The 24469-nt window shown below is 35.4% G+C and carries 23 protein-coding genes; 19 read left to right on the top strand and 4 right to left on the bottom strand.

Annotated features, from left to right (window positions below; genetic code table 11):
* Positions 1 to 194: 194 nt before the first annotated feature.
* Both COD11_RS05170 and COD11_RS05165 read right to left on the bottom strand, forming a co-directional pair.
* Positions 195 to 2954 (bottom strand): DEAD/DEAH box helicase, encoded by a 2760-nt coding sequence (locus COD11_RS05170; protein ID WP_098795701.1) that lies wholly within the window; start codon positions 2952 to 2954, stop codon positions 195 to 197.
* Entirely contained in the window at positions 2947 to 4578 is a 1632-nt protein-coding gene (locus tag COD11_RS05165) for an SWIM zinc finger family protein (protein WP_176550983.1), read from the bottom strand. Before COD11_RS05165 ends, COD11_RS05170 begins: the two co-directional genes overlap by 8 nt.
* A gap of 288 nt (positions 4579 to 4866) precedes the next feature.
* On the opposite strand from COD11_RS05165, the gene COD11_RS28155 reads away from it, so the two are divergent.
* The 5 genes from COD11_RS28155 to COD11_RS05140 all read left to right on the top strand — a co-directional run bounded on the left by COD11_RS28155 (position 4867) and on the right by COD11_RS05140 (position 8640).
* Positions 4867 to 5010, top strand: coding sequence for a YwzD family small protein (locus COD11_RS28155; RefSeq protein ID WP_098795699.1), 144 nt, complete (start codon positions 4867 to 4869; stop codon positions 5008 to 5010).
* A 336-nt stretch (positions 5011 to 5346) separates the two neighbouring features.
* The gene (locus COD11_RS05155; RefSeq protein ID WP_098795698.1) at positions 5347 to 5730 is read left to right on the top strand and encodes a hypothetical protein; all 384 of its coding nucleotides are present in this window, start codon (positions 5347 to 5349) and stop codon (positions 5728 to 5730) included.
* A gap of 315 nt (positions 5731 to 6045) precedes the next feature.
* Entirely contained in the window at positions 6046 to 7092 is a 1047-nt protein-coding gene (locus COD11_RS05150) for a hypothetical protein (protein ID WP_098795697.1), read from the top strand.
* Positions 7093 to 7196: 104 nt separating this feature from the next.
* Positions 7197 to 7544 carry a hypothetical protein gene (locus COD11_RS05145; RefSeq protein WP_098795696.1) on the top strand — a complete coding sequence of 116 codons (348 nt, stop codon included), beginning with the start codon at positions 7197 to 7199 and terminating at the stop codon, positions 7542 to 7544.
* A gap of 202 nt (positions 7545 to 7746) precedes the next feature.
* Positions 7747 to 8640, top strand: coding sequence for an ROK family protein (locus COD11_RS05140; protein ID WP_098795695.1), 894 nt, complete (start codon positions 7747 to 7749; stop codon positions 8638 to 8640).
* 423 nt (positions 8641 to 9063) lie between these two features.
* Here the strand turns inward: COD11_RS05140 and COD11_RS05130 are convergent, their stop codons facing one another.
* Both COD11_RS05130 and COD11_RS27365 read right to left on the bottom strand, forming a co-directional pair.
* The gene (locus tag COD11_RS05130; protein WP_176550982.1) at positions 9064 to 9510 is read right to left on the bottom strand and encodes a VanZ family protein; all 447 of its coding nucleotides are present in this window, start codon (positions 9508 to 9510) and stop codon (positions 9064 to 9066) included.
* A 105-nt stretch (positions 9511 to 9615) separates the two neighbouring features.
* Positions 9616 to 9747, bottom strand: a complete 132-nt coding sequence (locus COD11_RS27365) for a hypothetical protein (protein ID WP_255301537.1) — start codon at positions 9745 to 9747, stop codon at positions 9616 to 9618.
* 264 nt (positions 9748 to 10011) lie between these two features.
* On the opposite strand from COD11_RS27365, the gene COD11_RS27360 reads away from it, so the two are divergent.
* From COD11_RS27360 to COD11_RS05060, 14 genes are all read left to right on the top strand, one after another.
* Entirely contained in the window at positions 10012 to 10143 is a 132-nt protein-coding gene (locus tag COD11_RS27360) for a hypothetical protein (protein WP_255301536.1), read from the top strand.
* A 402-nt stretch (positions 10144 to 10545) separates the two neighbouring features.
* Positions 10546 to 11286, top strand: a complete 741-nt coding sequence (locus COD11_RS05120; RefSeq protein WP_098795691.1) for a YveK family protein — start codon at positions 10546 to 10548, stop codon at positions 11284 to 11286.
* Positions 11287 to 11332: 46 nt separating this feature from the next.
* Entirely contained in the window at positions 11333 to 11977 is a 645-nt protein-coding gene (locus tag COD11_RS05115) for a CpsD/CapB family tyrosine-protein kinase (RefSeq protein WP_098795703.1), read from the top strand.
* A gap of 340 nt (positions 11978 to 12317) precedes the next feature.
* Positions 12318 to 14138, top strand: coding sequence for a polysaccharide biosynthesis protein (locus COD11_RS05110; RefSeq protein ID WP_098795690.1), 1821 nt, complete (start codon positions 12318 to 12320; stop codon positions 14136 to 14138).
* A gap of 16 nt (positions 14139 to 14154) precedes the next feature.
* A complete protein-coding gene (galU, locus tag COD11_RS05105; protein ID WP_098795689.1) occupies positions 14155 to 15048 on the top strand; it encodes a UTP--glucose-1-phosphate uridylyltransferase GalU in 894 nt (297 codons plus the stop codon).
* A gap of 264 nt (positions 15049 to 15312) precedes the next feature.
* Positions 15313 to 15684 carry a prepilin-type N-terminal cleavage/methylation domain-containing protein gene (locus COD11_RS05100; protein ID WP_098795688.1) on the top strand — a complete coding sequence of 124 codons (372 nt, stop codon included), beginning with the start codon at positions 15313 to 15315 and terminating at the stop codon, positions 15682 to 15684.
* A 560-nt stretch (positions 15685 to 16244) separates the two neighbouring features.
* On the top strand, positions 16245 to 17462 hold the full coding sequence (locus COD11_RS05095; RefSeq protein WP_098795687.1) for a DegT/DnrJ/EryC1/StrS family aminotransferase: 1218 nt from the start codon (positions 16245 to 16247) through the stop codon (positions 17460 to 17462).
* Between the two features lie 13 nt (positions 17463 to 17475).
* The gene (locus COD11_RS05090; RefSeq protein WP_098795686.1) at positions 17476 to 18105 is read left to right on the top strand and encodes a sugar transferase; all 630 of its coding nucleotides are present in this window, start codon (positions 17476 to 17478) and stop codon (positions 18103 to 18105) included.
* Positions 18106 to 18116: 11 nt separating this feature from the next.
* Entirely contained in the window at positions 18117 to 18842 is a 726-nt protein-coding gene (locus tag COD11_RS05085) for a GNAT family N-acetyltransferase (protein ID WP_098795685.1), read from the top strand.
* 29 nt (positions 18843 to 18871) lie between these two features.
* Positions 18872 to 20098 (top strand): glycosyltransferase family 4 protein, encoded by a 1227-nt coding sequence (locus COD11_RS05080; RefSeq protein ID WP_098795684.1) that lies wholly within the window; start codon positions 18872 to 18874, stop codon positions 20096 to 20098.
* 170 nt (positions 20099 to 20268) lie between these two features.
* Positions 20269 to 21051 (top strand): glycosyltransferase family A protein, encoded by a 783-nt coding sequence (locus COD11_RS05075; protein ID WP_098795683.1) that lies wholly within the window; start codon positions 20269 to 20271, stop codon positions 21049 to 21051.
* Positions 21052 to 21172: 121 nt separating this feature from the next.
* Positions 21173 to 22354: a glycosyltransferase gene (locus COD11_RS05070; protein WP_098795682.1), complete on the top strand. Its 1182-nt coding sequence runs from the start codon at positions 21173 to 21175 to the stop codon at positions 22352 to 22354.
* 93 nt (positions 22355 to 22447) lie between these two features.
* Entirely contained in the window at positions 22448 to 23473 is a 1026-nt protein-coding gene (locus COD11_RS05065) for a glycosyltransferase family 2 protein (protein ID WP_098795681.1), read from the top strand.
* Positions 23474 to 23476: 3 nt separating this feature from the next.
* Positions 23477 to 24469, top strand: a complete 993-nt coding sequence (locus tag COD11_RS05060; protein WP_098795680.1) for a glycosyltransferase family A protein — start codon at positions 23477 to 23479, stop codon at positions 24467 to 24469.

Genomic DNA, 24469 nt, shown 5'->3' with positions numbered 1-24469 from the left:
CAACCTTTTGAGTCACCCTCATTTTTATTTAAAGAATGTAACGGAAAAACAAAAAAACGACAGCTAAAAAACTGTCGCTCTACTTCGAAACCTTCTTTTCAATTAATGTAACTAGCTTTTGCCACTGTGGGGCCTTTTTTTCTTCATTTTTCTTCTTGCTTTTTTGCTTTGTTGCCATCTGAAAAAACCCCTTCCTAGCTCATCGATAACGTAAAGAGCTCTTCAAGCTCATCAGAAGAAAGCTCTGTAATCCAATTCTCACTCTGGATAATTTCATCATTTAATGATTGCTTTTTCTCGAGCATCTCATCAATTTTTTCCTCAATCGTTCCGGTTGTAATGAGTTTATGAACATGAACGAAGCGGTCCTGACCAATTCGGTAGGCGCGGTCTGTTGCCTGGTTTTCAACGGCAGGATTCCACCAGCGATCATAGTGGATTACATGGTTGGCGGCTGTTAAATTCAGTCCTGTTCCACCAGCCTTCAATGAAAGAATTAAAAACGGAAAGTCCTTGTTTTGAAACGATTCAACCATTCGGTCACGCTCTGATTTCATCACACTTCCGTTCAAAAACAACACCTTTTCACCAAATTCCTTTTCCAGCAGCCCTTTCATCATTTCACCCATGCCGATATATTGCGTGAAAATTAAGCAGCTTTCCTGTTGCTCACGGATGGAGGTGGTAAGTTCTAAAAGCTTCTCAATTTTATGTGAACGAGAAACTAACTGCTTTGGCTGTTGTTCCTTTAAATACAGGGCAGGGTGATTACAAATTTGCTTCAGTTTCCCAAGCATCTTCAAAATCAATGCTTTACGCTGCATACCAGCCAATGAATTCACCTGCTCAAATGTATCCTTCACAAGCTGCTCATACAATGAGGCCTGCTCAATAGAGAGCGGAATATACTCTTTCTGCTCCTGCTTTTCAGGTAAATTCAACGCAACCTGTTCATCTCGTTTTGTACGTCTTAATAAAAACGGCTTAATATAACGCTGCAGCTGTTCAATTTGCTCCACATCACGATCTTTTTCAATTGGAAGAACATAGCGTTTATGAAAGCTATGCAAGCTGCCTAAGTAACCATGATTCAGAAAATCGTAAATGGACCAAAGCTCTGTTAAGCGGTTTTCCATTGGCGTTCCTGTTAAGGCAATATGATGCTGCCCGCGTAGCTTGCGGATTGCCCGCGATTGCTTTGTATGCGCATTTTTAATATTTTGCGCCTCATCTAAACAAATCGTACTCCACTTAACAGCTGAAACTTCCTCGAAATCAGCATGTGACAGTCCATATGAAGTAATAATCACATCATAGCCCTGTAATGAAGGAGCAAACCCCTCTTCCTTAGGGCGGTTCGGTCCGTAATGAAGCTTCACATTCAAGTGCGGAGCAAACTTTTCAAATTCCTTCTGCCAGTTACCAAGCACTGAGGTTGGCGCAATGATGAGCGCAGGATGCTCAGGCTTTTCCGTAGCTTTTACATAAGAAAAATAAGCAATCATCTGAATCGTTTTTCCAAGACCCATATCATCTGCAAGACAAGCGCCAAAGCCAACACTACGTAAAAACAACAACCAATCCACACCATTTTGCTGATAAGGGCGAAGTGTTCCTTGAAACTCCTCAGGTATCTGGTGTGTAGGCAGCTCCTCCGTATCGGTCAGCTTTCTAAGCAATCCTCTCATCTGCTGATTCAATTCAATTTGAATATTAGCAAATGCACGTGCATCAACGACATCATCATGATCTTCGTCAAGATCTTTTGCGTTCAGCTCCTGATGAAGAATATCAGACAAATGTAAACCATCTCGATCAGCTTTTTTCAAAATGGCCTGAACCTGTTTAATGAAGGCAGGATCAAGCTTAATCCACTGTCCTCTAAAATTTACAAGGCGGCGCTGCTGCGAAACGAGCTGCAGAAATTCCTCTTCACTCATCTCCACGCCGTTTGTTGAAAAGCGCCAGTTAAAATCAATCAATGAGTTCATGCCAACAAATGACTGCCCACGAGGGGACGATGATACCTTGGCCTTGAGCATAAGCTGCGAATCCTTCACAACCTGCCACCATGATGGAAGCAAAATTTCCACGCCCATATTAATGAGCGTCTCACTCGCATCGGTTAAAAACAACCAAGCTTCATCTTCAGTCACATACGTGGTTCCAGTTTGAAAGCTTAACCAAGGCACAACCTCTGAAAAGCGCTCCTGCTCACGCTCAATCTTGCTTAAGAAAGGCTTCCACTTTCTCGGCAGCTCGCCTTGATAATGAATCAAATCATCTTCATCCGTTTTACTACGCAAAAGAATCTCAAGCTGCCAATCATCAGTGTCCGTTTCTGGTTCATTTAATCGAAGGCCAACTGTAAATGGTGTATCATCGTGATGCCAACCGATTTTTTCAAGAAAATCTGCTTCATCGATGAAATGTCCTTGAAACGTTGTTAATACAGGATAAGCATTCACAATATCTGCCCATGCATCATGAAGAATCAAATCATTTTCGATCAGATCGTTCATAGCCGCAGAAAACCATTCCAAAGCAAAGCCTTCGAGCTCATTTCGGGCATCTTTAAAGCGTGTCACACCTTGCTTCCAGCCTTCAAAATCAGGCACATACTCACCATTTGCGATGATGTCATAAATCGTATGGGCCACATGGGCAAGGCGCTCTGCATCTTCTGACAACGAAATCGTCGCAAGTGAATTGTACGTTTCTTTTCCGAGCAGCTCGACCATCATCCATGCTGAGAGCTGAACAGCTGGCAAGCCGATATAGCTAATGTCCTCTAATTTTGTTCCGAAAAAAGAAGACTCGTGCCAGGTGAAAAGATAACGGGAAAACTCTTCAACTGTAAGCGGGCTTTCGTCGTGTGCAGATGTACAATACACATAAAACGAATTGTTCTCAATTTGCTCTGCATGCAGTACAATATTGATCGTATTAATCATGGATCAGCTTCCCTTTCTTCAATTCTTCCTGAAATGCACGTAGTCGTTTATGTTCATCCGATAGCTGCAAAATATAATTTTCCCATACTTCTTCGCGCTTCAGCTTTTTGTACTGAGATTTCATTCTCTTCAAATAGCGCACAGCCATTTTATAATTTTCACGGGTCTTCATACTGATTTCATGCTTAACCGTTTTAACATAAAGAGGCAAAAGGACACCTGGTTCACTTTTCTCAATATCTCTTAATACATATGTATCCATTTCTTCTATTGAAAATCCTAACAAAGTCTGGAGTTCAATCCACGTACGATACTGCTCTTTATCCAAAAGAAAATCATGATATTCCGCATAACTTAACGGAAGCATGTTACGGCACGCCCGTTCAAAAAGCTTTTCGTCATTTGTAGCTTTTGAGTATTGCTTAATAAGCTGCATCATATAGCGGACAACTTGTCGTTTTTCTTCAAAAGGAAGATCACTGTTTATGTATTCAGTTGAATTGTCCATCATATAAGACATCCACCCAGACATGCGCTTCCAGTTTTTCTTTTTCATAATATCCTCAACCCAATGAAAGGTAAAAGGCAGCGCAGCAGGTGTTAATCTTTTCATCGTTTCAAAAATGTGCTCATCTCGCGATTGAAGAAAATCCATATGCATGAGCGCTGTTTCCATTTCCACCGCAAACGAAGGCTCATGATTTTTTTCATCTTCAAGATGCTCCTCAAGCCATTCACGTTCAATATTAATAAACTTATCGCGGCGCAATAGCTCAATCCACAGTAGTTGATACAAATTTGAACGCTCGTATTGATAATGTTTACTCGTAAATAACAGCTCACGGAAGCGCTCAACACTGTCCACTAAAAGCGGATCAAGGGCAAACGGAAGGGCATAGCGCTTCATCTCAGAAATCGCAATCGCCACATTATCAGAAAGCTGATCAATATAAGGGTAAATAATATGTTGTAACATATAGTCCGTTGGCTTCGTCTCATTAATTAGCTGCAAGATTTTTATAAAAACCGTCACAGATGCCTGAACGATAAAAAACTGCTTCATCTCTGGAGACTTCGGTGCCTTCTTTTTCAGGGCTGAATAATAATGATGAAAAAGACTTTGAAAAAGCTGATTTGGTGAAGAAAGCTGATCATACCAGCTCTCAAACTCACGATCAAAAAACGCAATCCAGCTTGCAAGGGAGGAATCTTCGTACTCCTTTTCAGGCTTTAAAAGTGAGCTTGCTTTATGTACGTGCTTTAACACGTCATCGATCGGTTTTTCTTCTTTCCAAAGATCAACGAATGTACCGACTCGATCAACACTTGCATATACATATAGAAAGGCTGCAATACGGTGCCGACATATTGATGGAGCCGGACACGTACAAGTGCTCATCACAAAATCATCCAAATCAAGCTCAACCTGCACACTCGTGACATCCTGGACTTTTGCAGAAACAGTGTGACTGGTTGTGCTCACATTATAAATACTACCTTGACGATATAAAATGAGTCCTTTTTTCACGACATTACGATCATGCTCATCCTGAGGAGAAAGCAAATGTTTAATCTGTTCACCGGCACCAAGTACAAATTCTTTACTAAGTTCCCGACCAAGCATAGAGAGGACTCCTTTCATTTAAAGCAGAACTGCGCCTAAGCACAGCTGCACTACATTAAACAGATAAATGATTGAAATAAACCTAATTCTTCTATTATAACGCATAATGAATTGATCAAAAAGGTTTAGTACGAGAAAGAATCGGGGACATAAAAGAAAAGCAGCTTTCGAAACTTTTATTTGCTCCGGGCAAACCAAATAAATTACATCTTGTCAGCACCACAGAATCAAAGTATAATGATTTGGTATTGTCTGAATTTGTAAAAAAAGAAAGGAAACTTATACAATATGAAGGATAATCAGCTGAAACAAGAAGAGCTGTTACAAATTCTATTAAGCGCCTACGACAAAGGCGAAGCAAAAGCCGATATCACAACTAACGAAATGATAGAAGACTTAATCTCTCAAATAAGAAAAGTATATGCATCATAAAGAAAACGGGCACCTGGTGAGGGTGCTCGTTTTTTGTGTTGGGTGGTGCCTGTCACTTCCCGGATTTTGTCGGAATTTGTTTTGTGGTGCCTGTCACTTCCCGAAATTTGTCCCTGGCAAATGGCTAGTGCGATTTTGTGAGGTTGCTAACTTGATTATTTTGTGTATTACTCGGGAAATATTTTATAAAAGGACAACTAGCAGATAGGTGAAGGGCTAGGTTGAGGGCAGTCTACCATACAGAACTGCCTTTGTTAATTTCTTGTAAAAATCGATCAACTAATGGCGTACTGCTTAAAAAGATTGTAAAATATTGTTGAGAAGGAGGTGAGTTCAATGGAAGAACGATTAGAACGAATGGAAGACATGCTAGCCAACTTGATCAGGATGGTTGGTGATATGAAAAAAGAACAAACTGATATGAAAAGGGAACAACAGGAAACTAGACAAGAAATGAAGGATATGAAACAAGATATCTCAGGAATGAAACAAGACATTTCAGAAATGAAACAAGATATCTCAGAAATGAAACAAGACCAAAAAGCAACACGGGGCGATTTAGCTCAAGTGCGACTGGAAAATGAAAGGTACTATAATGAAATTAACAGTAGATTCTCATCAATCGAGTTAGATCATGAACATACTTGGGAAAAGACCGTCCAAAATGAAAGAGAAATATCTAAATTAAAAAAGCAATTTGATTTAATAGACTTCACATGAAATATAACCCACTTAAATGAGCTTCAGACATAATGAACGAACCCGAAAGAACTGAGCAAAACAAAACTCAGCAAACCTCTAAAAAATGTTCCCATATGATCATACGATAAAGAAGTATTTCTTATGGAGGTACTTCTTTTTTCTGCCCTTTCTAACATACACGAACCAGGTGCACCAATAGGTTTCTGTACAAGAAACAAATGGCTTATATAATAAGATGTTCCCCATAATCTACCATTAAAGTTTAAATTGACTAACAGTCTCCTAGAATAGTACATTTATAGTAGGTTTTTACTACTACTTCGGAGGCCGAACATGAAGAAAATACTTCTGGCAATTTTACTTACTTTATTCACCGCATCAATCCTGCCAACAACTTCAAGCGCTGCTACAGACACCAACTATGCAAACGCTGTAGGTGCAGGGAAAAAGCTATTACAAAAAACAAATGCTTTCAACCAAACGATCAGTAAAGGCGATCTTTACTATATCGATGAGCAATATGATGCATTCAGTGCCGAAATCAAAAAGGTTGAACGCGCAATCGGAAAAGTTTCTGGCTCTAAAAATCGTAAGTACTTAAATGACACATATGTAAAAGTCGCAAAAGTAGCGAGAGAGCGCGTCATCTATGAGGTTTCTCAATACCGATTAATCGCTGTGATCACGGATTCCTACTATAATAGTGAATTCACAAAAATGAAAAGTGATTATGCAAAGCTAGACAGGCTGAAAAAACGTGCAGTAGCGATTAAACAAGCAGGAGGCTACAAAGCTCTTCCGGCTGCAGTGAATCAAGAATTAACAGCTTACATCAACTGGTTCAGTGACAAGCTTAACCAATCAACAGCAGGTGATGGAGAAGCAGTTAAATTAACGTACAACCCAGCAACAGGAGACATCCTCCTGAACGGGGCAACTCTTTCACAAACAAGAAATGAAACATTCGCTACACTCGGTCAACCAACATATAAGGATCTAGATGAATTTGAAGGTGGCACATATCTAGCCTATGTATATCCTTATCCATACTCAGATTATGATGAAGATCTTTATGTTTACTACGGCGGCAACGACACAGTGAACTTTATTGCTCACACATATATCGCAGGTGGCTACGGCTTCCCGGTTGAATTCCTAGACGCATTTGACGGAGATGTTTACTACAATCCATATCCAACAGATGATGCTCTTGATGAAATCATCTTTGTAAGTCCGACTGGACAAATTCTAAATGCACAATTCTATGAAGATTACTCTTACGGCGAAGGCAATTATTATGCTCTATATCGACTAATGAATATCGATGGAAACTTCGATCCGTCACTATATGAGCAAATTGATCCTTCTCAACTGTATTAAGGTGAGAAAAGCATCCATATCGGGTGCTTTTTTCGTTAAAAAAGAAAAAAATAATAGTTAATATCTTGAAAAATTGTAAAATATTGTAGAGGAGGTGAACAAAAGTGGACCAAGTTGAAGGAATAATAAGAAAAATGGATATCTTGCTATCCTCATTATTAGATAAGGTAAGTGGTATGAAGAAAGAACGATCAGATATGAAACATGATCTAGCAGGATTAAAGCAACACCAAACAACAATGGGCAGAAAAGTAACGATCATCTTAGATGAGCAAACAGCTATACAGGAAGACCTGACCCAAATACGTAAAAAATATGTTAATGATAGAAAAAGCAACTTTTTTACGATGAAAGAAATTGAATTTAATTCTTCACCCTCAATAAATGAAGAAGATGAGAAGAAAATGTCAAGAATCAAGAAACAACTCGAAGAAATAACTTCACAGAAATAACTCCAAACGAGCCTAACCATACATAAAGCTGAGTAAAAGACAGAATATAACCTCACCTTAGTATCTCCATAACATAAAAAAACCTTTAAAGAAGTAATTATTCTTCATCTAAAGAGTAGTTACTTCTTTTTGTAATCCTTTTCATACACCTTCCATTCAGGTAAACTAAATATAGAACATATCGAAAAAAGGAGGCACAACCATGCACACAATCGGAATCGACCTCGGCGGCACAAACCTGCGCATCGGTGTTTTCAATGAGCAAGGAGAAATCATCAACGAACAAAGTCAATCAACAGAAGCAGCAAAAGGACCCGAGTACGTCATAAACCAAATGGCAGAGATCATCAACAAACTAAAATCTACATATAAAATCAAAGCCGTCGGCATCGGCTCACCAGGCCCACTCAACCCACACGACGGAATCATTATCGAACCACCTAACCTACCAGGCTGGGTAAACATCCCGATCGTCCAACTACTCGAAGAAAAAACCAACCTACCAGTAAAACTAGAAAACGACGCAAACGCAGCTGCCCTTGCCGAAGCCACACTTGGTGCAGGAAAAGGTGCAAGCAGTGTGTTCTTCATCACAGTTAGTACGGGAATCGGTGGTGGATATGTGTTAAACGGCGAGCTCGTCTCAGGTGCCCAAGGAAGCTGCGGCGAGATTGGCAATATGATTGTGAACCCAAGCCCAGACGCCTATCAAGGACCAGGCCTGAACAAAGGTGCGCTCGAAGGTCTAGCAAGCGGAACCGCCATCGGCAGAATCGGTCAAGAACGCCTAAACATCACAAACGGCGCGCAAGGAGTTTTCCAACTGGCAGAGCAGGGCAACAAAGAAGCACAGAGTATCCTCGACGAAGCAATCAACTACCTAGCAATTGGCTTGGCAAACATTGTTCATACGGTGAATCCAGAGATCATCGTCATCGGCGGTGGTGTGATGAAATCGAAGGAACTAATTTTAGAGCCATTAATCAATAAAACAAAGGAATATGTGTATCCGAGTTTAAAGGAAACCTTAATAATAATCCCTGCACTGTTAGATCAAAAAGCAGGTTTAATCGGAGCGGGGCTGTTACCGAAGTAAAGGAAGTCACTCCAGCGAGTGGCTTTCTTAGATAAAATGGTATAATACAAAGAGGATTCGACAATAATAGACAAAGGTGATCGGAATGGAAAAGATTCATGAAAAAAATCGCTTTTACAAAGGTTGCTTATGGGGAATCCTCATTTCCATTCCTATTTGGATCGGTATCATTTATTTAGTTGTAAAACTTTTATAAAAGAACCTTCAAAAACAGAAAAAACGCAGCCCATAATGGAAAACTTAACAACGCTCCCCAAAACATACCGATAAACACATTCTCTTGATGCTCCATTAAGACCACTCCTTATAAAATAAGTATAAGTACTGATTACCTATAGTATAAATGAAAACGCTTACAAAGTCCATCATCAATAATTAAATTTTTATCTATAAATTTAAATAAAACAAAAAAGACAGCCACAATCACTGTCTGTTCACCGATACTTCATCATTCACTTTCGTATACAACCAGCTTCCACCACGATAGCATCCATACAATAAATAAAACAAACAAACGCCAGCCATATCATATCCAACATCCAACAATCGTCCGCTTCTTGAGAAAAACAGCTGTCCAATTTCAGTCAGAAAAGCTGCACCTAACGTCATAATGAAAACGAAGGAATGACGTCTCCAAGCCCAATAAATAAGGATAGCCAGAAAGAAGAAATAGCTAAAATGCCCAAGCTTCTGCCGACGATAGGTAAGATCCTGTAGATTCATCAAATCATTATGAAGAAAACTGCTAAAAGCAGGATGCGGCTCATAATGAAACGAAACCTTTTGTTGAGACAAAAGTAGACTTAAGCTTTCTGTAAAAGTGAATAAGCATAATAACAAAATAGCAAAACAAACAAGTAAACCTTTCAATCCAATCACCTCTTCTAGATGATGGTCATAAATAGATCTATCTATTCTTAGGAAAGAAAAAAAACACCCAAATTTGGATGCCACAGAGTGAAAGAATGATAGATTTTATGAAGATATTCTTTTAATAGCTTTCTTTCTATACTTCATATAGAGCTTTCCGTCCTGCTGTGAACGAAAAATCTTAATTCCAATCAATCGAAGCGGAGTGTGCACTTCCTTTAGTTGTAATAACGGCATTCCAGATCCTCCTTTATATACCAATATCTAGTAATATTTTAACATATAAGAGAGTTAAAAGAACTAAAATGTTCTCAACAAAGAACGACAAGGCGTAGTAATAAAGTACTATAAGTGATGATTTTAATGAATGATATACGAGTAATGATAGTTTCATCATTTTTAGATAAAAAGTACTCTTTAAATTCTATAAATACATCCGATATTAACTCTAGAGAAAAAAACGCAAAATTTGTCGAAGGATTAAAGGGGGCTTTATTATCTATGTCTAGCTGGACTACACCAGAAGAAATGGCAAGAAAGAAAGAATTGAAGAAGAAGTTAGTAACGATATCATTTTTTATCCTTGCCATTGTGATCGGTGCTTTAGTTACCGTTGCAGCAAATGGTATGTAAAGATAAACATAAAATTGAGGCCTGCTTAATAAGCAGGCCTCAATTTTTTATATAGTGTTAAAAATACCTTATAGCAACTACACCTTATACTTCTTTTAAAATTTCATATATAAATTCAGATTAAATACTCAGATGACCACCACCTATATCTCAACAAATACAAACAACTCAAATATCCCACTTCAATGTTCACAATTTTGTCAAACAAGGAACATTTTCATTCTATGGTACAAATTACCCGAAAATTTTTGTAAAAAAATTGACAGTTACATGCTACAATAAAGCAGAACTTGTAAAAAAACGACTTTTATTGTCAGAAATACTGGTTTTATGCAGGGTAACTCCTTTATAATAGTTGAGTCTTAAAATAGTTTTACTAGATTACATTATTCGGAGGTCAATATGGAAGAAACAATTAGCTTGAAAGAGCTGTTTTTAACTCTAAAAAAACGTCTCTCTCTCATTATTATCATCACAGCACTTGCAACCGCAACAAGCGGCATTGTTAGTTATTTTCTCCTAACACCAATTTATCAGTCATCTACGCAAATTTTAGTTAACCAATCAAAAAGTGAACAACAAGCCTATAATGTAGGCGAAGTTCAGACTAACCTACAGTTAATTAACACATATAATGTCATCATTAAAAGCCCGGCAATTTTAGATAAAGTAATCGAGAAAGAAAACCTAGATATGTCTACAGGTGTATTAAACGGCTTAGTAACAGTATCTAGTGAGCAAAACTCACAGGTTGTAAACATCTCAGTTCAGAACGAAGATCCACAACAAGCAGCGAATATCGCTAACTCTATCGCAGATACATTTCAAGACGAAATTACCACACTAATGAACATTGATAACGTAAGTATTTTATCTCAAGCACAATTAGGAGAAAATCCTTCACCAATTAAACCTCAGCCTGTTCTAAATATGGCAATTGCATTAGTAGTAGGTTTGATGGCTGGTGTAGGTCTAGCATTCCTATTAGAATATCTTGATAACACAATTAAAACTGAGCAAGACATTGAAAATCAGTTAGGCCTTCCAGTATTAGGTGCTATAACAACAATTAACATGGACGGAGAAATGAAGAGCCAAACAAATACAACAATAAGAACGCGAGGTGAGTCTGTTGGCTCGTAAAGACCGAAAGCAAATCGTTCAGTTACAAAATAGAAGCTTAATCTCAATGACATCACCAAAATCTCCAATTGCAGAGCAATTCCGTACAGTTCGTACGAATATTCAATTCTCGAGTGTAGACCAAGAATTAAGATCGTTGGTTGTGACTTCATCTGGTCCTGCTGAGGGGAAATCAACAACAACGGCAAACCTAGCTGTAGTATTTGCTCAGCAAGGAAAAAAAGTACTATTAATTGATGCCGATTTAAGAAAACCAACTGTGCATTATACATTCCGTCTGGAAAACCATACAGGTTTAACAAATGTACTAACAAAACAAAAAACATTGGAAGAAACTGTGTATGTAACAGGCCAGGAAAACTTATGGGTGTTACCATGTGGCCCAATTCCGCCCAATCCTTCTGAGTTACTAGGTTCAAAAGGAATGATTGCTTTGTTGGAACAGGCAAAAGAAGATTACGACATGATTATTCTTGATACGCCGCCTGTTTTAGCTGTGACTGATGCTCAAGTACTAGCTAACATTACAGATGGAGTAGTTTTAGTAGTAAGTAGTGGTAAGACAGAGACTGAAGCTGCTAAGAAAACAAAGGAATTGTTGGAAAGTGCGCAGGCGAAGATTCTTGGAGTCGTGCTAAATAATAAGAAGACGCAGGATAGTCAGTATTATTATTACTATGGGGGTAAATAGTCAAGATTCGACAAAATCACCCTCTTTTCTTGGTAATTCTACTGTGCTACGATAAATTCTACTGATATAGGAATAAAGGATTAGGTTTTATACTTTTTGTTCCAATAAGTAGGCAAATGTGAATGATTTTAAAAATTGAGGAATCTAAATAGTATAGAATTACAACATTTAGATTCCTTCTAACAATGTAAATAACTGTTACTGAGAGTCTGCTTAAAAAACCTTAAGTAGATTAAATGTTGAGTATATTAGATATCTAATTAAAGAGCATCATTTTCACAGTGCTTTTTCAATAGATATTTATTTTGGTCAAAATTCAAGATGAAAAGAAGGGGTTATTTTGAGCTATTCAAAAAGAATATCATTGCTCGTGGGCTTGGATTCAATCATAGTATTATTCTCTATTTATGTTGGTTATTTTATATTAAATCCTTATTTTAGTTATTACTCCTTAAAAATGCTGATCATTAGCTCCATTACATTACTCATAACCCATCATGTTTTTGCATTTATCTATGGTTTATATCAGAAAGCATGGGAGTATGCGAGTGTTGGAGAATTAGTAGCAATTGTTAAGGCTGTTACCTATTCAATTGGCTTTGCGGCATTAACTCAGTTAGTCACAAATGGCGATATGTATTTACGTGTGTTGTTTATTACATGGCTTTTGCATATGTGTCTTATCGGAGGCTCCCGTTTTGCTTGGAGAATTGTGCGCGATCAATACATGAAGTCTAAGGTTGAAAAGAAAAATGTTCTTATTGTCGGAGCAGGTGCTGCTGGAACGATGCTCGTTAGACAATTATTAAAAAGCAATGAAAGTGAATTACAGCCTGTTGCTTTTGTTGATGATGATGCAACGAAACAAAGGCTTCAGATTTATGGAGTAACAGTCTTAGGGAAGGCAGAGGATATTCCTGAAATTGTAGAAAGTAAAAGCGTTGACCATATTATTATTGCGATTCCTTCGCTTAACAAAATGGAGATTCAAAGAATTTATAAAGAATGTAGTAAAACAAAAGCGAAAACAAAGATTATGCCTAGTATTGAGGATATTGTAACGGGTAAGGTATCCGTTCATCAATTCCGTGATGTGCAGGTTGAGGATTTATTAGGGCGCGACCCCGTTGAGCTTAATATGCAAAGTATTTCTGAAAAGCTAACAGGAAAGACAATTCTTGTAACTGGTGCAGGTGGATCAATAGGCTCAGAGATTTGTAGACAGGTTAGTAAATTTAAGCCTCAGAAGCTTCTATTATTAGGTCATGGAGAAAATTCAATCTACACGATTGATATGGAACTCAGAAATCGATACCAAGGTCAATTTGAGGTTATTCCTGTCATTGCAGATGTTCAGGATCGTAATCGAATCTTTGATGTGATAGAAGCACATAAACCGGATGTTATTTATCATGCAGCAGCTCATAAGCATGTGCCGTTAATGGAATATAATCCAAAAGAAGCCGTGAAAAACAACGTAATAGGGACAAAAAATGTTGCAGAGGCAGCAGATACATTTGGTGTTCGTAAATTTGTTTTAGTATCAACTGATAAAGCTGTTAATCCCACAAATGTAATGGGCTCGACGAAACGTATTGCTGAAATGGTAATTCAAGAGTTAAACAAGCACAGTCAAACAAACTTTGTCGCTGTTCGTTTTGGAAATGTATTAGGCAGTCGTGGCAGTGTTATTCCATTATTTAAAAAGCAAATTCAGGCAGGTGGGCCAGTAACGGTGACACATCCTGAAATGACTCGATATTTTATGACGATTCCAGAAGCATCTAGACTAGTTATTCAAGCAGGTGCACTTGCGCGTGGAGGAGAAATTTTTGTCCTTGATATGGGTGAACCTGTTAAGATCGTAGACTTGGCTGAAAACCTTATAAAGCTATCGGGATACTCAATAGAGGAAATCGGCATTAAGTTTGCTGGTATTCGTCCTGGTGAGAAAATGTATGAGGAGCTTCTTGGTGAGAATGAGGTTCACAGTGAAGAGGTTTTCCCTAAGATCTTTATCGGTAAAACAGTAGAGTTTGACTATTCTAGAGTAACGACATTAGTTGAAAATTATGATGTGTATGATGTTGAATATATAAGGGATTATGTATTGGGACTAGCGAATAAAAAGGAAGCTTTATTAGTAGAGAGCATAAATTAATAATGAGGTGATGGAGATGCAAAAGGTAAGAAAAGCGATTATTCCTGCAGCTGGATTAGGGACAAGGTTCTTACCAGCGACGAAGGCACAACCAAAAGAAATGCTGCCAATAGTTGATAAGCCAACTATTCAATATATTATTGAAGAGGCTGTTCAGTCGGGGATTGAAGATATCATTATTGTGACAGGTCGTGGAAAGCGAGCGATTGAGGATCATTTTGATAAATCATATGAGCTTGAAGAAACTCTTGCGAAAAAGGGAAAATATGATCAGCTTGAAGACATACAAGGAATTTCAAAGTTAGCTAATATTCACTATATTCGTCAAAAAGAGCCGCTAGGGTTAGGGCATGCAATAGCGTGTGCTAGTCGTTTTGTTGGGAACGAACCTTTTGCGGTATTGCTTGGTGATGATGTTGTTCATTCTCCTGAGTATCCTTGTTTAAAGCAGTTAATTGATGCTTATGAAGAGCACGATGCATCGGTTATTGGTGTTCAACAGGTTCCAGAGCAGGATGTTTCAAAGTATGGGGTTGTTTCGTTTGATAAGAACGAAAACATGGGGAATGTCTTTGCTGTTAATGATCTTGTTGAAAAGCCGAGTGTTAGTGAGGCGCCATCTAATTATGCCATTATGGGCCGCTATGTGCTAACACCGGGGATCTTTACGATTCTTGACAGTCAAGAAGCAGGTGCTGGTGGAGAGATTCAGTTGACGGATGCGATTAAGAGGTTAAATGAGCAACAATATGTGATGGCTTGTGAGTTTAGTGGTCAGCGATATGATGTTGGCGATAAGTTTGGCTTTATTAAGGCGACTGTGGAGTATGCGTTGGGTAGAGAAGATTTGAAGAGTGATGTGGCAGAGTATTTGAAGAGTGTGGTTGAGAAGATGTCAGTATTGAAGTAAATAAAATACTCAATAGGTGATGCCTCCTTACCTTTATCAATGGAGGTACTCGGCTATGCTGTGGGCTTGAATGCCTTAGACACTTTGTTGTCGGTGGTGTGGTGTGAGGGTGGGTTGGATGCCCGATTATTTTAAAGAAGAAATTTGCACAAATTTATACAGTGTTAAAGTTTTATTGGTTAGTAGAAAAGTTTAGGTTGCACACATGATTAATACTACAGCTTAAGAGTGCATAGATTTTTTATTAAGTTGTGGGGGATTAGTATGTGGGTTGATAGAGGAAAAAATCAAAATATGTTTGATAGTCGAGGTTTGACTTTAATTGAAGTGTTAGCAGTAGTTGTTATATTGGGGATATTGACTGCGATTGCGGTGCCTGGTGTCATTGGGCTTATAGAGAAAACTAAAGAAGATGTTTGTGAGAGAAATAGGGTTGAGTTGGAAAGTAAATATAAAACTCATTTAACAATAAGTGGTTTAGAACATTCAGATGTTATTTTTATGGAGTATATACGGCAGTATCGGGAAGTTGATTGTCCTGAGCATGGTGAGTTTGTTTATGTTGGTGGGGAGATTCGTTGTAGTGTTCATTCTAGTGGGAGTGGAGATAGTGGTGATAGTGTTCCCTTTTTATGATTGGGTGGTTAGGGGGAAGTCAGAATGGTCGATAGATGACCACAACATATTGTGTTTAATTCAGTGAAAAATCAAGAAAATATACAATATATGGATTTTATCTATATAACATAGTATCATTTTGTTAGTATATAAAGATAAAATGGCTAAAATCAGGTGTTTTGAAATTGCAAAACGTTGATTTGACGGGGTTTTCAGAAACCTAAAATATGGAAAAACATTGAATGGAGTTAAGGAACTGAGTATCGTAGTTAGATTGAGTGCTAGAAACCTTGCGAGATAAGGGTTTGAGGCGTTTTTAGTGAGATTTATAGATTGATTGAATGGTATATATAATAGGAAGAAACTCGGTTTGAAGTGATTATAGAGTGATTATCTATTTCGTATTTGTTTGGTAGATTGAATAGATATTACGAGGTGGCTATCTATTATAGATGATTTTTTAGTAGGTTAGTAGTTGGTTGGAAAGAAAGATTCATAGATTCCAATTAAGTCCTAGCAAACTAAATACAACTCATATGCCTTTAAATATAAAACTTAAATAAAGCGAGGAAAATAAAATGATTGATACTGAATTAAGAAATATACCTTTCTCTCCACCAGATGTAACAGATGCGGAGATTGAAGAAGTTATAAAGGCAATGAAATCTGGTTGGATTACAACGGGACCTAGAACTAAAGAATTTGAAAAAAGAATTGCTGAATATGTAGGTGTAAATAAAGCAGTTTGTTTAAATTCAGCAACAGCTGCTATGGAGCTTACTCTTCGCATATTAGGAATAGGGCCAGGTGACGAGGTCATTACTTCAGCTTATACCTATACGGCATCTGCTTCAATTATAGAACATGTAGGAGCGAAAATAGTACTTGTTGATACAGCTCCGGATTCTTTTGAAATGGATTATTCAAAACTAGCTGATGCAATTACAGAAAAGACTAAGGCAATCATTCCTGTTGATATAGCAGGGAAGATGTGTGATTACGATACTATATATGAAATAGTAGAAAGTAAGAAAGGTCTGTTTAAGCCTAACAATGAAATTCAGTGGTTATTTAATAGAGTAATAGTTATGACGGATGCTGCTCATGCCTTTGGTGCTGAGAGAAAAGGATTGAAATGTGGGCAAGTTGCTGATTTTACTTGCTTCTCTTTTCATGCTGTAAAGAATCTTACAACTGCTGAAGGTGGAGCGGTTGTTTGGAGAAATGACAATGGTTTAGATGATGTATGGCTATATAAACAGTTCATGTTGTATAGCCTTCATGGCCAATCAAAAGATGCACTTGCCAAAACACAAAAAGGTGCATGGGAATATGACATTGTTTACCCAGCATATAAGTGCAATATGACTGACATTATGGCTGGTTTTGGATTAATACAGCTTAATAGGTACCAAGGTTTGTTGGAAAGACGTAGGGGAATTATTGAGATGTATGATCGAGCACTTTTACCATTAGGTATTCAATGCTTGCTGCATTATTGTGAGGATTTTGCTTCCTCTGGTCATCTTTATTTAGTAAGAATACCCGGTATTAGTGAAGAACAGAGAAATAAAATTATTATTAAAATGGCTGAAGCTGGTGTTGCATGTAACGTCCATTATAAGCCATTACCAATGTTTACGGCTTATAAGAATTTAGGGTTTGATATTCAAGATTATCCAAATGCTTATAAGCAATATGTAAATGAAGTCACACTTCCGCTTCATACTCTATTGAGTGATGAGGATGTAAAATATGTGGTTGAGAATTTTAAAAAAGTACTAAGTGATGTTTAAGGTGGGTTACAAGATGTATAAGAACTTCTTTAAAAGAGTATTTGATTTTATTTTAGCTTTAGTAGCCCTGCCATTTTGGTTTATTATTCTACTGATCATAGGGCCAATTATTTACTTTCAAGATAAAGGGTCAATTTTTTATAACGCGCCCCGGCTCGGTAAGGATGGAAAAATATTTAAAATGTATAAATTCCGCTCCATGAAAATAAATGCTCCTGACCTAAGGAATGATGATGGATCAACTTTTAATGCAGAAGATGATCCAAGATTAACCAAGATCGGAAAGTTTATCCGTAAAACGAGCCTTGATGAAACACCACAGTTGTTAAACATTATTAAGGGTGATATGAGTATTATCGGTCCTAGACCTGACTTACCAGAACATCGTGAATTATATGAAGGTAATGAGGAAAGAAAGCTTGAAATCAGACCTGGTGTTACGGGATATAATCAAGCCTACTTTAGAAACACTGTGCCTTGGAAAGAAAGAATTCAAAATGATATTTACTATATTGATCATCTTTCTTGGTGGCTCGATATTAAGATATTTTTCAAAACAGCTATATCAGTTTTGAAACGTGAAGATGTTTTTGTTACTGAAAAGAATACTAATTCAAATAAAAATACAGGTATAGGAATGTAGGGGGATTTCTTATGAAAATCATAGAAGATGTAGTGACCTTTAAAGAATTAAAGTGGGATACAGACTTTTTTGGTGTTGCTAGTGCTAAATCTACTCTGCATAAACCTCTTACATTAAACGAATGGATTGAATTAAAGACTAGGTTTAAAAATTATCAGTTTATATCAATCATGAATATGAATTCTGAACCCGTAAATGCACAGTTAATTGGGAAAGATACCTCAGCTTTTTTGGCAGATATAAATATACAATTTGAGAAAAAAATATTAGGTTTAGATGAAAGACCAAAAGACGTAACAATACACCAAGCACTAGAAAAGAATGATCAAGTCATTGGAATAGCAGATTTCCAGTTCTCAAAATTTACAGAGGACCCTGAATTAGCAAAACGAGGTGGGGATCAGGTCTATCAACAATGGCTTATTAATTCTTTTGGAAAGACTGATAAGTTTTATGCATTATCCAAAGATGAAATGAGCAATATAATTGGTTTTTTATTATTTTCATATGCAGATAGTACATGTGTAATTGAGCTAATTGCTGTGTCGCAAAAAGATACTAAAGGTGGCATTGGCACTAACCTATTTAAGGCTGTAGAATATGAAGCACATCAACAAGGCATTAAAGAGATTAAGGTTGGTACCCAAGTACGAAACTTGGGTGCAATAAACTTTTACCATAAAGTTGGCTGTAAACAGGTAGGGTGTCACCAAGTTTATCATTTGTGGAATTTATAGACTAACTATATTTAGGGAGGTGACGAAATTTGAAAAGGGTTCTTGTAGTTGCTCAGTTTACACAACTGCCGGGGGAAAAAGGTAATAACAGAAGTAGATTTAAGTTAATCTGTGAAATGTTAGCAAAAGAAGGCTATAAAGTCACAGTAGTTACAAGTAAATTCAGAGAGTTAGATAGGACATTTAGAACCGTTAAAGGGGAATTTAATAGTGCTCCATATAGTATAGTTCTTTTAGATGAATTTGGATATTATAAAAACATTAGTTTTAGACGAGTATACAGTATGTGGTCATTTACTAGAAGTCTAAAAAACTACTTGGATAGAACGAATGATGATTTTGATTTGATTTATGCATGCGTTCCTGGATTGGATAGCGCACTTGTGGCTGGAAAATACGCTCAAAAGAAATCCATTCCTTTTGTAATAGATGTTCAAGATGTATGGCCTGAGGTTATGTATGATTTAATCCTGGATATCCCTGTTATAAGTAAAATATTATTTTCTCCTCTACAATATATGGCAAATAGGGTGTATTCTTTGGCGGACGGTATTATTGCAGTATCTAAAACCTATTTAGAAATTGCGAAAAGGAAAAATGAAAAGAGCTTAATAAATAAGTATATATATATTGGTACAGATTTAAATCTCCTGACTGGTAAATCTGAAACTTATTCAACAAATGTGTTTGAAAAGCAGGTTGATGAATTTTGGATTGCCTATATCGGTTCACTTGGACATAGTTATGATATTTACACGTTTATTGAGGGAGCAAAAATAGCAAACGATAAAGGAATAAATGTTAGACCTATTATCATAGGGAGTGGACCTTTAGAGAATGAATTTAAAGCATATGCCAATAAGATTGGAAGCAATGCACTTTTTACTGGCTGGGTTGACCAGCCTACAATGTGGTATTATTTAAAAAGTTCAGATGCAGTTATTAATGCAATAATAAAAAAATCTCCAGCAAGTATAACTAATAAAGTAGGAGATTATTTATCTTCTGGTAGACGGATGCTAAATGGAAGTTTAAACAAAGAGCTTTTAGAATTACTTAATAAATATAATTTTGGGCTGAATTTTGAACCAGAAAACCCAATTAGTTTATCAGAAGCTATAGAAAAGATCTATAGTATGAATATTCAGCAACGAGAACAGATGGGACGGAATGCTAGGAAACTTGCAGAAAATATGTTTGATAGAAAAAAAACTTATACACAAATTATAGATAGTATAAAAGAATTACTATATTAATCAGCTATTTATTGTTTTAAAAAATATTAGGTGTTACAAATATGTCTATTTATAATTAGTTAAATGCGTGATATCATTTGGTGCGATTGATTTTTGTATCAATTTAAAATAGTGAACTACTGTAATACTACTAATATTAATAAAAAAAGAAATTGAATAGAGGGGGATTTATGGATTTACAAGTTTTAGTATCAACTATGCACCAAAACGACCTTAGTATATTACAGAAAATGAACATTCAGTCAAATGCTATTATTATTAATCAAACTAATAAAAACAGTTCTTTAAGTTGTGATTATGAAGGACATGACATAAAACTATTCTCCTATGCGGAAAGAGGAATTGGTCTTAGTAGAAATAATGCACTTATGAGAGCTACAGCTGATATAGCTTTATTTGCTGATGATGATGTAGTGTACGTCGATAATTATAAAATGCTTATAATTGATGCATTTAAAAACAATCCGAAGGCAGATATTATAGTCTTTAATGTACCCAGCACTAATCCAGACAGACCGCTACACTTTATTAAAAGTAAAGGTAGGGTGAGGTTCTATAATTGTTTAAAATATGGAGCAGTGAGTATTGCTGTTAGAACTACAAAAATCAAACAAGCTAATGTTTATTTTTCTTTATTATTTGGCGGTGGAGCAAGGTATAGTGCAGGGGAAGACAGTCTTTTTTTGGCTGAGTGTATAAAAAAGGGGTTGAAAGTATATACAGACCCAACAGTAATTGGGAGAGTGAATCAAGAAAAATCTTCATGGTTTGAAGGGTATAATGAAAAATACTTTATTGATAAGGCTGTTTTTTACTACTGTTTATCAAAACGCTGGGCATATTTATTATGTCTCCAAGATGCATTAAGACACCATAAGTCTTTTTATAAAGAAAAGTCATTACTGAAAATACTTGCATTAATGCAAAAGGGAGTTAGGTTAGCTAAAGAATAATGAGGTCTATAACTAGATATATAATTAGAAATATGGATTTTAGCGGGGAATTATTTTTATTTAAAAGTGTACTTTAGATCAGATATAAATTAAACAGAATTTTTATATTGGGAGAAACTAAATGACAAACAGAAAGAAAATTGTAATTGTTAATAACAACCTAGTTACTGGGGGTGTTCAGAAGTCCTTAGTTAACTTATTGAATGAGATTAAAGACAAATATGAAGTTACATTATTTTTATTTAGTAATACTGGTGAATATAAAAAAAGTATTCCACATCAAGTAAAAGTTATTGAAGCAAATCCATTTCTTAAATTACTAGGAATATCACAAAAACAATCTTTAAAAGAAGGACTGTTACATTATTTTTTGCGCAGTTTATTAGTCTTATGGACAAAAGTGTTCAATAATTATTATCCCTTTAAATTCCTAGTTTTAACCCAGAAAAAATTAAAGGATTTTGATATCGCTATTTCTTATCTGCATAGTTCTAATGATAAATTGTTTTACGGAGGTTGTAATGAATTTGTCCTTGATAGAACAGAAGCTAAAAAAAGGATCGCATTTGTTCATTGCGATTATTTAAGCTATGGTGGCAATACCAAAAAGAATAAAGAGATATATAAGAAATTTGATGTAGTTGCAACAGTATCTAATGGGTGTCGTGAGAATCTTGCTAGAGCTATTCCAGAATTAATAACAAGAACAGTCTATGTTAGGAATTTCCACAACTATAAATCGATAGTTAAAATAGCAAATGAATCTCCTATAGTTTATCCTTCGAATTTTTTCAATATAGTTACAGTTGCCCGATTAAGTCCTGAAAAGGGTATTATAAGAACAATTTATATCATCAAAAAGCTTTTGGCTGAAAATTATAGAATAAAATGGCACCTTATAGGTGATGGACCTCAAAGAGCTGAAATAGAGAGATTAATAAAAACCCACTCATTAGAAGAGAATATTATCTTACATGGGAACCAGGACAATCCTTATAAATATATGATATCAGCTGATATCTTTCTACTACCATCTTTCCATGAAGCCGCACCGATGGTTATTGATGAATCCAAGTGTCTCAGTTTGCCAGTAATAACGACGAATACAATATCAGCCAAGGAAATGATTAAAGAAAATAAAGAAGGCTTTGTATGTAACAATAACGAAAGAGATTTATATAAAGAAATTAAAAAGATATTGGATAATCCCGATCTAATCACTAAATGTAAAGATTTCTTAAAAGCACAAAGCTATACCAATAAAAACTCCTTGGAACAGTTTAGTCAAATTATAGATAATTAGTTTGGTAAATTACTATATGGGAAAAGGACAAGCTATTAAAAAGTTTGAAATGACCCTATAAAATAAATATTAATAATTGAAAGTAGGAAAAACATGAAAGGACTAATATCAATTATTGTTCCTGTATTTAATAGCGAGGAATTTTTACCTTCTTGTTTAAAAAGTATTTTAAGTCAAAGTTATACTAATATAGAGTTAATCTTAATTAATGATGGCTCTACAGATAAAAGTTTAAGTATATGTCAAGAATTTGAAGAGAAAGATAAACGAATAAGGGTTATAAATCAAGAAAATAAAGGTGTATCTAATGCGAGAAACGTAGGAATTGAAATTGCGACTGGAGAATACTTGGTGTTTATTGATTCAGATGATTTTTTAGAAAATAACATGGTAGAAAAAATGTATAAATCAATAAACAGTGAAATTGATATGGTTATTTGTGGTTATGCTATACATGATCTAAATTTTTCTACAAATATGAATGAAAATATCCTATCAATCAAGTCAAATAAGACGCAAACTCTTAATGTGGAGGACATTGCTAAAGACTTTTGGGAGTATTATGATAAGGGTGTAATAAATCCACTTTGGAATAAAATTTATAAATCTTCTATAATAAAAAAAAATAGTTTAAGATTCCCTATAAATATTCCTATGGGTGAGGATGGATATTTTAATCTACTCTATCTTAAACATTCTAAAAAAATAATCATTATTAACCAGCCCTTATATCACTATATACAATACCCTTCGCAATCTTCAAGAAGAGTATTTGATAAATATTTTAGTATAATGATGGAAAATTTCAACATTATTGAAAGCTTTATAAGTAAACACAACGGTTTTTCTAATAAAAAAAATGGTTATAGACATAGTTATGAGGTCTTTAAAGTTATTAAAGATTCAATAATTCATATTGTAAATGGTAGAGAGACATCGTTGAAGAAAAAATACTCATTGGTTGAAGTAATATTAATAAATACAAGAGTAAAAAACAATTTAGAAAAGTTGAATGTATATAGTTTTAGAGATAGGATATTCCTTTATTTGTTAAGGAAAAAGCATATAAAAAGTTTACTGTTTTCAACCAGAATAATGTTAATTTTGAAAGGGTCATAGTTGATGGAAAAGGTAAGTATTATTATTCCTGTATATAATGCAGAGTCTAGCTTAAATATGTGCTTAAAAAGTATTTGTAACCAAACTTATAAAAATTTGGAAGTTATATTAATTAATGATGGCTCCACAGATAAAAGTAAGGAATTATGTGAGTCTTTTATACAAAATGATAAACGTCTATTTCTGCTCAATAAAGACAATTCAGGTCCATCTGATACGCGGAATTTGGGAATTTCTATTAGTACAGGTAAATATTTGATGTTTATAGATTCAGATGACTTTATTGATATAGATTATGTTGAAAAAATGGTAAATAGTATGATATTAAGTAATTCAGATATTGTGGTTTCAGGTTTTACCAAAGAAAATAGGGGAACTATAGAAAAGGTTTGTTCTCAAGAAAAAACTTACCATAATATCTCTGATGCTGCATATGAGTTATTTAAAAAAAATTTATTTGGGTACTCTTGGAATAAACTTATTAAAAGAGAGATAGTGACACAAAATAGTATCTATTTTGATAAAGATATTAATCTTTTTGAAGATCAATATTTTTATTGCAGATATTTCGAAGCAATTTCATCTGTACATGTTTCTAGCAATTGTGGGTATCATTATATAATTGAAACAAATACATTAGCAACAATTTATAGGGAAAATAGATTTTATCTATACAATGACATGATGTTATATCTTTCAAATTTCTTTAACAATATCAAAATGTCAGAAGTGATGTCTTCACATTTATTATTTGAATATTCTTATTCGACATTACATCATTGTATTTCTGAGTTGGCAGCAACTCAAACAATTAAAAATATAAAGAAAAAGATTCAAGAGTGGGAGCCAGAATTCCTTGTTAGATATTTTAAAGAAAATTATGTTAACTATAGTAGTGGTAATACAGACTTGAAAAGTAAAATTCTATATTTTTTATTAAAGCAAAAAAGCAAATCCATATTAGCTGGCTTTTATAAACTGTTAGTATCGAGGTAG

Source organism: Bacillus sp. AFS040349 (assembly GCF_002577655.1).
Classification (GTDB): Bacteria; Bacillota; Bacilli; order Bacillales; family Bacillaceae; genus Metabacillus.
This window is presented reverse-complemented; position numbering and strand designations above follow the sequence as displayed.